Below are 14,773 nucleotides of genomic sequence, written 5' to 3' on the forward strand. Positions count from 1 at the left end.
ACTGACGACCCGGGGCCCGAGTATTAAATGGGCCACCAGGGACCGTTGAAGAAGCTGGTCAGCCACCCCTGTTCCTGGGTGTTGGCCAGATCGCCGGTGCCGCCGTAATGGATGCGCGCATTGGCGACCCGCTGGGACGAGACGCTGTTCTCCGAACTCACGTCCTCCGGGCGCACCAGACCGGTGATGCGGATGTATTCGTTGCCGTTGTTGAGCATGATCCACTTCTCGCCGCGCACCAGCAGGTTGCCGTTCGGCAATACCTTGATCACGCTGACCGAGATGTTGCCCTGCAGGCTGTTGCTCTGATCCGCCTTGGCCTGCCCCTTGAACGCGCTGCTCTGGCCGATGGAAGCCGACAGATCATAGGCGCCTGCCGTCACCGGCACCCCGCCCAGAGTGACGGGTTCCAGCTCCATCTTGTTGTTCTTGCCGCTCTGGGTATTGGCCTTCTTCGACGCCGAGGTCGATTCCGCCAGCTCTATGGTGATGATGTCACCCACTCTATGGGCCTTGATGTCCGAGTAGATGCCGTTGACCTGTTCGGGCTGGAAGATGGCCCCGGTCGGGCGCACCGACACCGGCTCCGACTCGCCATACACGGGGGCGAATTCGGGGTCGTCGGGTCTGGCGGTATTGGGGGTGCTGGTACAGCCTGCCAGTGTCAGCAGGCCCAGCATCCATAGGGCTTTCATCATGGGCCTCCGCTTATGTTTCAGGATTAGGTGCGCTGGGTCAGGAAGGACATCATCGAGTCTACTGCCGAGATGACCTTGGAGTTCATCTCATAGACGCGCTGGGCCTGGATCAGGTTCACCAGCTCCTCGGTCACGTTGACGTTGGAGGTCTCCAGCATCCCCTGCTTGACGACCCCCAGGCCGTCCGCGCCGGCCGTGCCCTGGATGGGGGCGCCGCTCGACTGGGTCTCGAGGAACAAGTTCTCCCCCATGGGTTGCAGGCCGGTCGGGTTGACGAAGTCGGTGGTGTTGATCTGGCCCACCACCTGTGACTGACCATCCCCCTTGAGCTGGACGGACACCTGACCATCCTCCCCCACCGTCACGCTCTGGGCATTCTCGGGGATCTGGATCTCCGGCTGCAGCGGGTAGCCGTTGCCCGGGGTCACTATGGTGCCCTCGTCATTGAGGGTGAACTGGCCGTTGCGGGTGTAGGCCGCGCTGCCGTCCGGCAACTGGATCTCGAAGTAGCCGCGGCCGCTTATCATCAGATCCAGGGAGTTGTCCGTGGTCTGGACGTTGCCCTGGCTGTGGTTTTTCTGGGTGGCGACCACCTTGGCCCCCGCCCCCAGCATCAGGCCGGAGGGCAGCTCGGTATCCGCCGAAGAGCGACCACCGGGCTGGTTGATATTCTGATAGAGCAGATCCTCGAAGATGGCGCGGGCCTTCTTGTAGCCCACTGTGCTGGCGTTCGCCAGGTTGTTCGAGGTGACCGAAATGTTGGTCTGCTGGGCATCGAGGCCGGTCTTGCTGATCCAGAGTGCAGGATTCATTTCATCTTCCTTAATTAGCGGATCTAGGGTGCAGGGTCATGTCATCTTTTGATGTGCGAATCCAGAGTGCAGAGTTCATGTCATGCTCCTTGATTAGCTGATACGCAGCAGCTGGGTTTGGGCCTCGTCATTCTCCTCGGCGGTCTTCATGATCTTGACCTGAGTTTCGAACTGACGTTGCAAGCGAATAAGGTTGGTCATCTCGTCGACCACGTTGACGTTGCTCCCCTCGAGGGAGCCGGCGATCAGGCCCACCTCGGCAGAAGCGGCCTCCTTCTGGCCATCCTTGCGACGAAACAGGCCATCCTGGCCCTTCTCCACCGCATCGCTCGGGGGATTGACCAGCTTGATGCGCTGGAAATCCTCCGGCAGGTTGGCGGCGGCCCCCTCGGGACGGCCGCTGATGGTGCCATCCCGGTTGATCTCGATCTTCTCCATGGGCAGCGGCAGCACTATGGGCTGACCGGCGTCATCCACCACGTTGAGCCCGGTGGAGGTCTGCAGATTGCCGGTAGCATTGAGCTGCAGATTGCCCATGCGGGTATAGGCCTCTGCCCCATTGGGATCCTGCACCGCAATCCAGCCCTGGCCGTCGACGGCGACGTCAAGATCCCGCCCCGTGGTCTGCAGCAGGCCGTGCTGCAGATTCTGACCCGGCCGCTCCGTCATGGCGAACACCCGCGTGGGCAGTCCTTCGCCAAACGCCTGCATGCTGCGCGCCTGCTCGAAGTCAGACTTGAAGCCTATGGTGTTGGCGTTGGCCAGGTTGTTGCCACGCACAGCCAGGCTGTTCATGTTCTCCTTGGCCCCGGACATGGCGATATAAAGCAGGTGATCCATGGGATCCTCCGTCAAACAGATGACTCTCGCAGGACAACTGCAAATTGAGTGCCAAGAGGAATGGGAAGGGCGAAACAGCGGAGGAAAAAACGCCGCGCCGAAAACGACAAGGGGCGCATGAGCGCCCCTTGCCACCGCGAAAAACCTTAGCGGATCTGCAGTATGTTCTGCTGCAGCGAGCTGTTCACTTCCAGCGAACGGGAGTTCGCCTGGAAGTTGCGCTGGGCGGTGATGAGGTCCACCAGCTCAGTGGTCAGATCCACGTTGGACTGCTCCAGGGCCGACGACTTGATGGAGCCGAAGGTGCCGGAGTTCGGGGTGCCCGGCAGGGCATCACCGGAGAGCAGGGACTGGCGCCAGGAGGTGTCCCCCACCTGGGTCAGCCCCTGGGAGTTGGCGAACTTGGCCATGGCCACCATGGCCACCTTGACGGTGGTGGCGTTGCTGTAGGTCGCCGAGACTATGCCGTCTGCGGTGATTTCAACCTTGGTCAGCCGGCCGACGGTGGAGCCATCCTGGGTCAATTTGTTGACTTCGAACGGCGAGGCGTACTGAGTCACTGTGCCGAGCTTCAGCTCTATATCCTGGGTGCCATCGGCGCCATTGGTGATGATGCCGGCGCCCGGGGTGCCCAGCGGCTCTGTCTTGATGACGGCTGGCGTGGTGGGGGTCTGCATCTTGCCGGAGGCATCGAAGGTGACGCGGGCACTCAAGGGGGCCTGGGTGACGCCGGTGGCCATAGTGGTAGCTTGCCCGCCCACGACGTCGATGGGCTTGTCCCCTTCATACATGTACATGCGCCAGGCCGTCGGGCTCGCAGGCTGGGTCAGGTTCGCGGGATCCGCTTCCTTGACGAAGTACTGGGTGATCACATGGGTTTCCCCCAGCGAATCATATACCACGACTGAAGTGGATGATGAGTAAGTTTTGGAATCCTTGGGATCAAACGTTGAGCTCGGTGACCACCACCAAAACCGGATGGTAATGGATCAGCGTTAGATGGCAGGTTGAAACTAGCGTCAATGTTGCTGGTTTGAATAGGTTCACCAGCTTTGTCCGGTATCTGGATGGTTTGGTTGCATTGATACTAACCGCTTTGGGCGTGCCATCAGCGTTGATTTCATACCCTTGCAGATAATGGCCCTGATTGTTGACCATATAGCTGTTTTCATTGAGCTTGAAGGCACCGGCACGGGTAAAGGTGCGATCCAGATTGGTCAGGCCATCGGAGGTCACAAAGAAACCATTACCCTGAATGGACAAGTCCAGGGCGTTGTTGGTGAACTGCAGCGCCCCCTGGTGAAACTGCTGTGCCACTGCACCGGTTGCCACACCGTTACCGACCTGGGTCTTTGCATTGACAAAGATGGAGTTGGCGTAACATCCGCAAACTCGGCACGAGACTCTTTAAAGCCAATCGTGTTAACGTTGGCAATGTTGTTGGCGGTGACATTCAGATCTTTTTGTGCCGCATTGACACCGCTCAAGGCATTGTTAAATGACATATCCAGCTCCTTAGATCGATGCTGTCGACGTGGTTTTTGACGGTGTTACCACCGGATTTGAATTGCTTCCTGAAATTTGCAGGATGCTGCTCAATAATGTGCTGCCAAGGCCTTTCACATTGAGCATTGTCGGATTGCTTGCATTGCCCAGGGCAACGCTATCAACCTTGCCATAGGCAAATGTTGCGATGCTTTCCGATTTGCCATCTACGGTACCGCTTGCTTTGAGGACATATTTTCCTGGCGCAGCCCGGTTTCCATCTTTGTCTTTGCCATCCCAGACAATTTCGACGTTGCCCTGCTTGTCTCCTTCGAGGGGAAATTCCTTGATAACCTGACCTTTCTCATCCTCTACGGTTATCTTAATGCTCGAATATTTATCCGACGTTCCCACAGCAACAACACCGGAGAGAGTGCTCCCCTTTCCAAATAACCCATATTGCTCTGCAACAACACGTTTTGTCCTACCAGGGCTGAAGCCTGCAGCGCCTGGCTGGAGGTCATCAGGCTGTTGAGGCTCTCCATCTGGGTGGAGAGGCTGCTGATCCCCTGGGACGTCGACATCGAGGTCATCTGGGAGAGCATCTGGGCGTTATCCACCGGCTTGAACGGATCCTGGTAGGAGAGCTGCATGGTCAGCAGCTTCAGGAAAGACTCCTGATCCAGCTCCTTCTTCTGGGTCGGGGTGTTGGTGGTATTGGTCTGGGGCTGCGGTACGGCTGATGCCGGGCGCCGTTCAGGTCGAACCCATGGTCGCGGTCATGCAGACCGTCACTGATCTCTCTCATCCGGGTTCACCTCTATCAGGACTTGCCGAGGCCGAGCGTCTGCTGCAGCATCTTCTTGGCCGCATCCGCCACCTGGACGTTGGTCTGGTAACTGCGGGAGGCGGCTATCATGTCCGCCATCTCCTCCACCATGTTGACGTTGGGCTTGAAGATGAAGCCATCCTTGTCCGCCATGGGGTGGTTCGGGTTGTACTCCTTGAGCAGCGGCGCATCACTCTCGACTATGCCCTTCACATCCACCCCTACCGAGGCCTGCTTGTCTGACATGGCCTGATCCAGCTGGGCGGCAAAGACTGGCCGCCTGGCATGGTAAGTTTTTTCCACGCTGGAGCTGACGCTGTCGGCGTTGGCCATGTTGCTGGCCACCGTATTGAGACGGACGGACTGCGCGCTCATGGCAGAGCCTGCAATGTCAAAGACCTTGAACAAACTCATTACTGATCTCCTTTCAACGCCTTGAGCAGGCCGCTTATCTTGCTATTCATGAATTCGAGGGAGGCCTGGTACTCGAGGCTGTTGCGCAGAAACTCGCTGCGCTCCTGCTGCACATCCACGGTATTGCCGTCACCTGTATCCGGTTGCAGGGGGTTGCGATACTGGGTCACGCCTGGCGCGTCCATATTCAAGGCAAAATGCTTTTCACTGGTCGTTGCCAGACCAAAACCCTGATGCGACTGGGCCTCCTGCAACGCCTGAGCGAGAAGTTGATATCCCTGGCTTTGAAGCCCGGCGTGTGGCGTTGGCAATGTTGCTGGAAAGCACTTCAGCACGCTTGGCGCGAACGCTTATGGTGTGTTGATGCACACCGAATGCCTTGTCAAATGAAATAGCCATAGCACACCTCCTGCTTGGTATATTTCTTTAGCAAGAGGTGTGCCATAAGCAGAACGCTTTCGATGATTTGAATATGAGCTCTTTTTCAGACCGAAAACGTCAGGTCGTGCCTACGGCCAGAGAGCGGCATCTGGCCAACACAGCGTTTCAACCACTTTTGCAATGGCAGGAGATGTCAGGTGAATAGAGAGATTGAGGTATAGATAAAGAAGACGATGCCGGGGTTGCACCCGCATATCAAGGCCTCGAACCTTGTCGGTGAGGCCCGCCACCCGGCCAATGACTCCGACGCACCCAACATCAGATATCCACCAGGATTGAGGCTGCTGGCAAACTGGTTGAGGATCTTGGACTTCACCTCTGGCGCAAAGTAGATGAGCACGTTGCGGCAGAAGATGATGTCAAACTTGCCGAGCAGGCTGTAGCTCTCCAGCAGGTTCAGGGGCCGGAAGCTGGTCAATTTTCTGACACGCTCCGATACCCGCATCTTGTTGTCGCCACAGGGCTCAAAGAACAGCCGCTTGCGCTCGGGTGACAGGCCGCGAGCCAGTGCCAGGCTGTCGTAGACCCCTTCCTTACACTGATTGAGCATGGTCGTGGAAATATCTGTCCCCACAATCTGAACGCCACCAGGCAAGGTACCCGGCTTTTTCATCTGCTGCTCCAATGCCGTCATGGCAATGGAATAGGGCTCCTGACCTGACGAGGATGCGGCCGACCAAAATCTGATGGGGCGGCCACTTTTCCCCAACTCGGGAAAATCTTGTCGGTAAGAAGCTGAAACGGATAGGTATCGCGAAACCAGAGGGTCTCGTTGGTCGTCATGGCATCCACCACGGCCATTTTCAGGTCACGCTCTCGCACACTCATTGCACGGGTAACCAGATCAGACAGACTCTCGATGCCAAACTGAGCCATCAAAGGTGAAAGACGGCTCTTGACCAGATACTGTTTGTTGTCACCCAGCACTATGCCGCTCTGCTGCGCCAGAAAATTGCTGAATTGCCTGTATAAGTCGTCCGAAAGTGTCTTCATGCAGTTGTTCTTCTTTATTAGAGAGCGCCTTGTACGGCCTTGGCCAATTCATCAGGCTGGAATTTGGCAATGAAGTTGTTCGCGCCAACTTTCTGCACCATGGCCTGATTGAACACCCCACTGAGGGATGTGTGCAGGATAACATGCAAATCCTTGAGGTTGGGATTGTTGCGGATCTCGGCGGTGAAGGTGTAGCCATCCATCTCCGGCATCTCGATGTCGGAGATAACCAGCGCAATCTGATCCTTGATAGGACCATTTTTGGTCATCTCCAGCAGCATGTTCAATGCTTCCCGGCCATCTTTTGCCAACACGCACTGCACGCCGATGGCCTCAAGCGCACGTTGTACCTGCTTGCGTGCCACCGAAGAGTCATCAGCGACAAGAACAGGACGCCCCAGAGTGGGGATGGTCGACGCTGGCCTCCACCAACTCCTCACTCACCTCGGTGCAACCGGCGAAATTTCGTTCAAATGCGTTCAACATCGAGATTTCGACCAACTCGCCATCAACCTCGGTCACCGCTGTCATGTAGTTGATGCGACCCGCACCTTTGGGCGGAGGCAGGATTGATTCCCAGTTCATATTGATGATGCGCTCGACCGAATGCACCAGGAACCCTGAATGGAGCGGTTGTACTCGGAGATGATAATGAAGCACTTGCTCAGATCTTCAATCGGGCGTTTACCCATCGCCATGCTGAGGTCGATGACCGAGATAGTCTGGCCACGAATATGTGCGACCCCACGAATGCAGGAGTTCAATTTGGGCATCACGGTCAAGGGGGGACACTGCAACACTTCACGCACTTTGAATACGTTGATGCCAAATCTTTGACGTCCATTGAGACGAAACAACAACAACTCCAGCCGGTTTTGCCCCACTAGCTGGGTACGTTGGTTGACCGAGTCCAGGATACTGGCCATAAACACTCCCTAAAAACGCTTGGCATTAATCATGCATGCGTGATGGATTGCGTCAGACTATCGATGTGACAACGAACAGATTCTGAAGCAATCATAGTTAAATATGGTGATATGCGTGAACAACTTATCGACCAACGAGCGAAAATGATTAACCGACTTTTACTCATCAGCCTCTTTTTGCAGCATATCTTCCAGCTACGCCTCGGACGTCACTACTTATCTGCAAGAAAAGGCACAAGAGTTCGTTTATAGCCAGCTGGATATTCCGTTGGATGCCAGAGCCGAGGTCACCTCTGCCACGCTGGATGAACGGCTCCCACTGACCCGCTGCGAAAACCTGCTCACTATCAGCTTACCAGCAAAAATGGAAATTCGCCGTAATACAACAGTTTACCTTAAATGTGAGGAAGACAAACCTTGGGACGTCTATCTCCCGGTGCGTGTCAGCATTCAAAAGCCCTATGTCACTGTGACCAACCCCATCGCCAAGGGGGACCTGCTGAGCGAAAGCCAGCTGGTGTTGGCCTATCAGGATCAGACCCTGATCCGCGGCGACTACCTGACTGACACGGCCCTCTTATCGGGGTGCGCAGCAAGCGGGAGCTAAAACCGGGGCAGCCCATCCGTTTGAGCCAGGTTTGTGTCGTGTGCAAAGGGGATCAGGTCACCCTGACGGCAGAAAACAGCAACTTCCAGATCAAAACCATGGCCCGAGCCTTGCAAGATGGCAGCTTCGGAGAGATCATCAAACTCGTCAATATTCGCTCCGGCAAAACCGTTGAGGGTAAAGTCAGTGCGGTAGGTGCCGTATCGGTCACGTTTTAAATCCGGATCCTTGACAACTTTTTTCTAAAGTTTTGACCTGCCGCACCGATAAACAGGTAAGCAAACCTTAAAGCAGACGAAGGTAACTAAAATGGCCATCAACAATATCAACAACTTGGCGAATAATCGGTTGCAAAATACCGCTAATAGCCAGGGGACAGGCAGCAAGTCAGTCACCTCATCGCCCGAAAACAAAGCGGCTACTGTCAAGCTGGACTCTGTCTCCTTGACCAGTGAGGCGCAACAATTGCAAAAGATGCAACAAAACCTCAATACCGCCTCCACCGGCAATGAGAGCAAGGTCGAACGGCTGAAAAAAGCCGTTGCCAGTGGCGAATATCAGGTTAACAGCGACGCTGTGGCCAAGAAGATGTTCAGTTTCGAGGCCAATCTGGACAAAGTTCTGGGATGATGGATTTACCTTCGTTACTGCACACCCAAGATGATTACCTCAGCCAGATGCAAGGCATTCTGGAAGAGGAGTTCAGCTTGCTCGAAGCAGCATCAGGCACTGGCCCTGCCCGCACTGACCGAGCGCAAACAGCAGTTGCTTGCTGCGATAGAAACCCTGGACAAGACCTGGCAGAGATGCCGGAACTGGCACTGCAGCTGGCAGCCTATCCCGACGAGATGGCGCAGCTTCGTGCAAAACTGGATGCTTGCCAGGCACAAAATGATATCAACGGTCGCTTGCTTGAATTGAGCATCGTCTCCAACCGTCGTCTGGCAACCTTTCTGAGTCAGCTGCGCGATCGCAACAGCCTGACCTATGACGCCAAGGGTAATACTCGCTCTGGCACCCGCTCCTACGGTATCAAGGCCTGACATCTCTTATCAGGCCTTGCATTTTTTATCTCCGTTTTAAAGCACCAGTCGCAACAGCTCTCGCCCGTCCTCACACGCATTGACGCGCAGTACCCCGTCCTCATAGCACCCGTAACTGGCAGGCAACTCACCGCGCGGGAAACAGATCGACCCCGGGTTCATCAATATCCGTTCCCCCTGCCACTCCAGCACCGGCACATGGGTGTGGCCGCTCAGAAACAGACTACCTGCCGGCAGCTGAACCTCGTCCGGGCGATAAAGATGGCCATGGCTGACAAACCAGCGCCGCTCATCGACCAGCAACTGGTTGTAGGGGGCGGTGATGGGAAAGTGCAACAGCATCTGATCCACTTCGGACTCGCAATTGCCCCGCACCGCGATGATCTGCGGTGCCAACTCATTGAGCCGATCGGCCACCGCGGCCGGGTTATACCCTTCCGGCAGAGGATTGCGCGGGCCATGGTTGAGCAGATCGCCGAGCAGCAGATAGTGATCCGGCTGCCAGGGCTCAAGTTGGGTCAGCACCCGCTCCAGCGCAATGATGCTGCCGTGGATGTCGGAAATGATGGCAAGTTTCATGAAATGCTCCTCACTGCGGGCTGAAATAGAGATCCTTGGTGGCAATCGTCCCTTTCAAATTCTGGCTGGGCAGCCCTCGCAGCGCGGGATCGACCAGTCTCATCTGATTGTAATGATACACGGGGAGGATCGGCGCCTCCTCAAGCAGCAACTGTTCGGCATGCCGGTAGAGTTCAACCCGACTCGCGCTGTCCAGCGTATTGGCTGCCTGCTCCAGCAGCAGATCAAAGTCGGGATTACAATAGCCGCTCTCGTTGCGCAGATCCTGACAACGGAAGCTGCCCAGCATGGCAGACGGCTCCACGTAATCGCCAAACAGGAAGCTTCTGGCCACCTGAAAATCACCGCTATCCTTGGCCACCTGATAGGCACCCCACTCCAGACTGTTGAGGGTGACCTGCACCCCCAGCTTCTGCCACATAGCGGCGATGGCCATCGCCATCTGCTTGTGGGTTTCGGCGCTGTTGTAGGTAATGCTCAGCTTGAGTGGATTCGCACTGTTATACCCGGCCGCAGACAGCAGGGCTGCTGCTTGGCCTGGCGGGTTGGCATATCCTCAAGCGCCACAGGCAATATCACCCGGGGATAACCCGGCATCTCCGGCAACAGCGACCATGCCGCCTGTTCATCCTGCCCGCTCACCGATTCAATGAGCTGCTGTCGATCAACCGCCATCGAGAGCGCCTGACGCACCCGCACATCCTGCAGTTCGGGGCGCTTCAGATTGAACGCATAGAGATAGGTGCCAAACAGCGGCAAGCCCCAGAGCCGCTCCGGAGATTCGCGCTTCATCTTCTGGTAATAGCCGAGGGAGACCTTGTTGGTGAGCTGTATTTCACCAGCCTCATAGCGCAGCCGTTCGGCATGTTGCGAAGTGATAGGCAGATAGGTGACCCGTCCGATACGGGTGTGAAGGTCATCCCAGTAGTGGATATTGCGCTCGGCTTCTATCCGCTCGTTTGGCGTCCAACTTGCCAGCCGGTAAGCACCATTGCTCACCAGCTTGCCGGGCTCGGTCCACTGCTTGCCAAATTTAGCTATCGCCTTCTGATTGACCGGCACAAAGGGGCGTTGACTGATGAGCTGCAGGAAATAAGGAGCCGGCCGCTCCAGGGTGATTTTCAAAATCTGATCGCTTTGCGCTTCAATGCCCAGATTGCCGAGCTCCAGCGCACCGGCATAGATGGATTGCGCATTGTTGATCCCCGTGGCCAGCAGCAATCCGGCAGAAGGAGAGTTGATGGCCGGATCGAGCAGACGGCGCCAGGCATAGACGAAATCAGCGGCCACCAGCGGCTCGCCATTGGACCATTTCAGTTGAGGGCGCAGGAAAAATCGCCACTCCAGTCCATCTTCACTCACCTCCCAGCGCTGGGCCTGAGCGGGGACAATATGCCCCTGCCCATCATCGCTGACCAGCCCTTCAAACAGATCGACCAGTACCGCCTCCCCCGGAAAACCGGATCGCACCAGCGCCGGATCCAGTGACTCCGGCTCGGCACCGTTGCCCTTGACCAGGGTTTGCCGATCGGCAAGCAGAGGCTGCTGCTCAACGGTGGTGGCATGGGCCAGGGGCCCAGCCAGCACGGCAAGCAATAGCGGGGAGAGCCAGCGTTGCGCCAGCTTGGGGAAGAAACCATACCTCATGAAAAAACCTCGAATAAAACACTGCAGGAGGGGAAGGCCGACGGCGCGCCTGATGAATGCCTGATGCCGCTCTTGTTATCCCCGAAAACGCCCCGTATTGTATCGGGCTTGCCCGGGAGATGGAGTCTTTCGGGTTAATTTTTTCAGGAGTTTTTATGGGTTATGAGTGGCTGGCCCTCGCGTCGGCCAGTTTATGGGCAATTGCAGCGCTAATTTCGGTCAAACCGGCCCGTCATCTCGGCGCATTTGCCTACAGCCGCTGGCGCATGTTTCTGGTCAGCCTGATGCTCGGCACCATGAGTCTGCTCACCGGTGGCTGGCAAGACCCTCACCGCAAGCGCCCTGCCCCTGCTCGCCATCTCGGGGCTGGTCGGCATCTTCGTGGGCGATACCGCGCTGTTTGCCTGCATGAACCGGCTGGGGCCAAGGCGCAGTGCCCTGCTCTTCTCCTGCCATGCGCTCTTCTCCGCCCTGCTTGGGCTCTGGCTCTTTAATGAACAGCTGACTGGCTGGCGACTGCTGGGGGCCGTGCTGGTCTTTGCCGGCGTGATGCTGGCGATCCTGTTTGGCAGACGCAATAGCAGCAACGAGTGGGAGCAGATCCGTGGCAATCTGGCGCTGGGAATTGGCCTTGGCCTGACGGCGGCACTGTGTCAGAGCGTGGGAGCCATCATTGCCAAGCCAGTGATGATGAGTGGTGAGGTGGATGCGGTGAGCGCCTCGGGTATACGGATGGGCAGTGCCCTGCTGGCCCATTGCGTCCTGCGGCTGGGGCGCTTGCCCCTGGCCATGCCGCTCAAACCGGTCAATCGCCATATCCTCGCCATGATTGCCACCAACGGTTTTCTGGCGATGGGGCTGGGGATGACGCTGATCCTGATGGCGCTGCGGCAGGGCGAGGTGGGCATGGTGGCCATTCTCCTCCACCACCCCGGTACTACTGCTGCCGCTGTTGTGGTGGCACTCGGGGAGCGGCCATCCTGTTGCCGCCTGGGCGGGGGCCCTGCTCGCCACCCTGGGCACCGCGCTGGTGCTGGGTTTCAGCACTCACTGACACCCGGCACCATCCCGAATACAAAACAGGGCAATCTCCATCGATAGCGGTCAGCTATTGTTCGCGGGTATTCACCACTTCCTCGGGTCAGCCAACTCTTCATCCAGTCTCGTCCAGCATCGACGCCGACCCGCTCGCGATGCAAGCCAACGACCTTGTTGCCGATGGAGGCAAACATCCGCTTGACCTGATGGTACTTGCCTTCGTGGATGGTCAGCCTGGCCTCGCACTCGCCCAGAATTTCCAGCTGGGCAGGACGGGTTTTATCGGTCTCGTTGCGCAGGTAGACCCCATCTTCAAACAGCGAGATGGCCTCTTCGCTCACGGGGTCGGCCAGCCAGACGTGATAGGTCTTGGCACACTCGTGGCGCGGCGAGGTGATACGGTGGGACCACTTGCCATCGTCGGTGATCAGCACCAGGCCTGTGGTGTCGAGATCGAGCCGACCCACCACGTGCAGCTTGCCCATGGCGGGCTCATCCAGCAGGTGGAAGACGGTGGCGTGATCGGGGTCCTCGTTGGAGCAGACATACCCTTCCGGCTTATGCAGCATGAAATAGCGGTTGCGCTGCTCCAGGCGTCAGCAGCACGCCGTCAAACTTGATCTGGCTCTGCTCATTGATATGAAAGCGGGCTGCTTGACCACAATGCCATCCACCATGACCTCTCCCCTGCCGGATCAGTTTGCCCGCCAGGGAGCGGGTCAAATCGGAACAATCGCAAAGAAATTTATCGAGCCGCATTCACAACCTCGGAGTCCAACGATAAAGGGGCGTCATTATATAGTCCAACCGTGACAACGCCACTGTTAAGGGAGCCCAATTATGACGCCACCGTCCATCCGATGTTACACTCTCCGACAGAGCAATCCGACACGACACCATAATAATAAGCGCAGGAAGCCCTTCATGAAGCCGAAGCCTCCCCCCATCCCGTCATTCCCGTCAACCAGTTGCAACCTGGCATGTACGTCATGGGCATCGCCAGCCAGACCGGTGCCATGGAAATCGCCCAGAGCGGGCTGGTCAGCAACGAGGCCAGATTGCAGCCTGGTGGTCAGGGGGTACTGACGGTACGCATCGATCTGGCCCGCAGCAACTGGGCAGTGCCAAGAGTGATGCCGTTACCTCCCCGACCCGTCCCACAGCGCCGGCTCGGCGCGTCCCACAGGCAGTGGCGAAGGGCGCGAGCTCAAGATCCGCCGTCTCTATCAGGAGGCGCGCGAGCTGCAAGGCAAGTTCATTCGCCACCTCAAGGCCGGGGAACCCATCGACATCACCCCGCTGGCGGCGGTCGCCGAGGAGATGGTGGACACCATGTTCACCCATGGCGACGCCATGCTCTGTCTGGCGCGGATCCGGGCCAAGGATGCCTACCTGATGGAACACTCCATGAACGTGGCCATACTGCTCGCCAACTTCGGCCGTTATCTCGGGCTTGAGCGCAACGTGCTCAAGGAGCTGACCCTGGGCGGCCTGCTCCACGACGTGGGCAAGATCATGACCCCGGACGAGGTGCTCAACAAGCCGGGCAAGCTGACCGACGAGGAGTTTGGCGTGATGCGCCAGCACGTGGTGCACAGCTACGACATCCTCAGCAATACCGCCGGCATCACCCCCACCATGCTGGAGGTGGCCGCCAACCACCACGAGCGCCTCGATGGCACCGGCTATCCCCAGCGGCTCAAGGGGGAACAGCTCTCCCTCTATACCCGCATGAGCGGCATCGTCGATGTCTACGATGCGGTGACGGCAGACAGGGTCTACAAGCAGGGGATGCAACCGACCCAGGCGTTTCGCATCCTGCTCAAAGGCATCGATCAGCACTTTGATGCCGAGCTGGTCACCAAGTTCATCAAATGCATGGGGGTCTATCCGGTGGGCACCCTGGTGCAGCTCTCCAACCAGCGGCTGGCGGTCGTGATGCAGCGCAACGAACAGCAACCGCTCAAGCCGGTGGTCAAGGTGATCTATCACGCCACCCAGCGCCACTACCTCGAGGTGCAGTGGCTGGATCTCGCCAGAAACGGGGGGCAGGAGAGCATAGAGAGCACGGTCGATCCCAAGGAGTTTGGCATCAACCTGGCCAACTTCGTCTAGCGAGCCTGGGACTCAGGTGCCTGCTCGCGGCAGTAGCGGAGGAGAAACTCCTCATCCAGCGGGGAGAGATCGAAGCGGACGCAGGCCTCTTCGATGGCCCGGATGTCGTGTTCATGGTGTTCGCTGAGCCAGCGTACGGCGCGGCGCAGATCCTCACCATGGGGCAGCAGGGTATGGTCGCTCATGGTACACCTCCAGTCAGCCATAGAAACCCGCCCGTCACATCGGGCGCTCTCCTACTAGCTTAGTCCTCCCCCGACATGCCGCCCTCTCCTCCCGAACACCCGGCGCGATCGCACGCCACCC

The 14,773-nt window shown here is 57.7% G+C and carries 10 protein-coding genes and 9 pseudogenes; 6 read left to right on the forward strand and 13 right to left on the reverse strand.

From position 1 onward, the window contains the following. Nucleotides 1-23: 23 nt before the first annotated feature. From flgH to ACF2JD_RS05245, 9 genes and pseudogenes are all read right to left on the reverse strand, one after another. On the reverse strand, nt 24-695 hold the full coding sequence (gene flgH, locus ACF2JD_RS05205) for a flagellar basal body L-ring protein FlgH (RefSeq protein WP_111910119.1): 672 nt from the start codon (nt 693-695) through the stop codon (nt 24-26). A 26-nt stretch (nt 696-721) separates the two neighbouring features. After that, nucleotides 722-1,510 (reverse strand): flagellar basal-body rod protein FlgG, encoded by a 789-nt coding sequence (gene flgG, locus ACF2JD_RS05210; RefSeq protein WP_033131136.1) that lies wholly within the window; start codon nt 1,508-1,510, stop codon nt 722-724. A 93-nt stretch (nt 1,511-1,603) separates the two neighbouring features. After that, nucleotides 1,604-2,350, reverse strand: coding sequence for a flagellar basal-body rod protein FlgF (gene flgF / locus ACF2JD_RS05215; protein ID WP_111910120.1), 747 nt, complete (start codon nt 2,348-2,350; stop codon nt 1,604-1,606). Nucleotides 2,351-2,496: 146 nt separating this feature from the next. Then, nucleotides 2,497-3,855, reverse strand: a pseudogene (gene flgE / locus ACF2JD_RS05220) (flagellar hook protein FlgE). A 10-nt stretch (nt 3,856-3,865) separates the two neighbouring features. Further along, nucleotides 3,866-4,557 (reverse strand): annotated as a pseudogene (locus tag ACF2JD_RS05225) (flagellar hook assembly protein FlgD); the annotation flags it as partial. A gap of 101 nt (nt 4,558-4,658) precedes the next feature. Then, entirely contained in the window at nt 4,659-5,078 is a 420-nt protein-coding gene (flgC, locus tag ACF2JD_RS05230) for a flagellar basal body rod protein FlgC (protein WP_005329775.1), read from the reverse strand. Next, nucleotides 5,078-5,477 (reverse strand): annotated as a pseudogene (gene flgB, locus ACF2JD_RS05235) (flagellar basal body rod protein FlgB). The gene flgC and the pseudogene flgB overlap by 1 nt, the downstream one beginning before the upstream one ends. Before the next feature lie 175 nt (nt 5,478-5,652). Next, nucleotides 5,653-6,512, reverse strand: a pseudogene (locus ACF2JD_RS05240) (CheR family methyltransferase). A gap of 17 nt (nt 6,513-6,529) precedes the next feature. Next, nucleotides 6,530-7,438: pseudogene (locus ACF2JD_RS05245) on the reverse strand (chemotaxis protein CheV). 268 nt (nt 7,439-7,706) lie between these two features. Between ACF2JD_RS05245 and ACF2JD_RS05250 the strand changes: the two are divergent. The 4 genes from ACF2JD_RS05250 (at nt 7,707) to flgN (ending at nt 9,088) form a co-directional block, all read left to right on the forward strand. Beyond that, entirely contained in the window at nt 7,707-8,045 is a 339-nt protein-coding gene (locus ACF2JD_RS05250; RefSeq protein ID WP_440986919.1) for a hypothetical protein, read from the forward strand. Then, a complete protein-coding gene (gene flgA / locus ACF2JD_RS05255) occupies nt 8,024-8,263 on the forward strand; it encodes a flagellar basal body P-ring formation chaperone FlgA (protein WP_440986920.1) in 240 nt (79 codons plus the stop codon). Before ACF2JD_RS05250 ends, flgA begins: the two co-directional genes overlap by 22 nt. A 91-nt stretch (nt 8,264-8,354) precedes the next feature. Next, the gene (flgM, locus tag ACF2JD_RS05260; protein WP_005334177.1) at nt 8,355-8,675 is read left to right on the forward strand and encodes a flagellar biosynthesis anti-sigma factor FlgM; all 321 of its coding nucleotides are present in this window, start codon (nt 8,355-8,357) and stop codon (nt 8,673-8,675) included. Next, nucleotides 8,672-9,088, forward strand: coding sequence for a flagellar export chaperone FlgN (gene flgN, locus ACF2JD_RS05265; protein ID WP_440986921.1), 417 nt, complete (start codon nt 8,672-8,674; stop codon nt 9,086-9,088). The genes flgM and flgN overlap by 4 nt, the downstream gene beginning before the upstream one ends. A gap of 36 nt (nt 9,089-9,124) precedes the next feature. Here flgN and yfcE read toward each other — a convergent pair whose 3' ends face one another. Both yfcE and ACF2JD_RS05275 read right to left on the reverse strand, forming a co-directional pair. Continuing rightward, nucleotides 9,125-9,667: a phosphodiesterase gene (yfcE, locus tag ACF2JD_RS05270; protein WP_440986922.1), complete on the reverse strand. Its 543-nt coding sequence runs from the start codon at nt 9,665-9,667 to the stop codon at nt 9,125-9,127. Nucleotides 9,668-9,677: 10 nt separating this feature from the next. Next, nucleotides 9,678-11,314 (reverse strand): annotated as a pseudogene (locus tag ACF2JD_RS05275) (peptide ABC transporter substrate-binding protein). 155 nt (nt 11,315-11,469) lie between these two features. On the opposite strand from ACF2JD_RS05275, the pseudogene ACF2JD_RS05280 reads away from it, so the two are divergent. Then, a pseudogene (locus tag ACF2JD_RS05280) lies at nt 11,470-12,368 on the forward strand (DMT family transporter). A gap of 124 nt (nt 12,369-12,492) precedes the next feature. Here ACF2JD_RS05280 and rsuA read toward each other — a convergent pair. Further along, a pseudogene (rsuA, locus tag ACF2JD_RS05285) lies at nt 12,493-13,111 on the reverse strand (16S rRNA pseudouridine(516) synthase RsuA); the annotation flags it as partial. Between the two features lie 221 nt (nt 13,112-13,332). Between rsuA and ACF2JD_RS05290 the strand changes: the two are divergent. Continuing rightward, nucleotides 13,333-14,467 (forward strand): annotated as a pseudogene (locus ACF2JD_RS05290) (HD-GYP domain-containing protein). On the opposite strand, the gene ACF2JD_RS05295 reads toward ACF2JD_RS05290, so the two are convergent. Beyond that, nucleotides 14,464-14,652, reverse strand: a complete 189-nt coding sequence (locus tag ACF2JD_RS05295; RefSeq protein ID WP_005331455.1) for a hypothetical protein — start codon at nt 14,650-14,652, stop codon at nt 14,464-14,466. The pseudogene ACF2JD_RS05290 and the gene ACF2JD_RS05295 sit on opposite strands and share 4 nt — an antisense overlap. Nucleotides 14,653-14,773: the final 121 nt, after the last annotated feature.

Origin of the sequence: Aeromonas ichthyocola (assembly GCF_046087985.1) — a bacterium.
Classification (GTDB): Bacteria; Pseudomonadota; Gammaproteobacteria; order Enterobacterales; family Aeromonadaceae; genus Aeromonas; species Aeromonas rivipollensis.

Bases quoted from the DNA above. Each gene is read 5' to 3' on its own strand.
- flgH (WP_111910119.1), bottom strand. From the start codon at position 695: ATGAAAGCCCTATGGATGCTGGGCCTGCTGACACTGGCAGGCTGTACC.
- flgG (WP_033131136.1), bottom strand. From the start codon at position 1,510: ATGAATCCTGCACTCTGGATCAGCAAGACCGGCCTCGATGCCCAGCAG.
- flgF (WP_111910120.1), bottom strand. From the start codon at position 2,350: ATGGATCACCTGCTTTATATCGCCATGTCCGGGGCCAAGGAGAACATG.
- flgC (WP_005329775.1), bottom strand. From the start codon at position 5,078: ATGAGTTTGTTCAAGGTCTTTGACATTGCAGGCTCTGCCATGAGCGCG.
- flgM (WP_005334177.1), top strand. From the start codon at position 8,355: ATGGCCATCAACAATATCAACAACTTGGCGAATAATCGGTTGCAAAAT.
- flgN (WP_440986921.1), top strand. From the start codon at position 8,672: ATGATGGATTTACCTTCGTTACTGCACACCCAAGATGATTACCTCAGC.
- yfcE (WP_440986922.1), bottom strand. From the start codon at position 9,667: ATGAAACTTGCCATCATTTCCGACATCCACGGCAGCATCATTGCGCTG.
- ACF2JD_RS05295 (WP_005331455.1), bottom strand. From the start codon at position 14,652: ATGAGCGACCATACCCTGCTGCCCCATGGTGAGGATCTGCGCCGCGCC.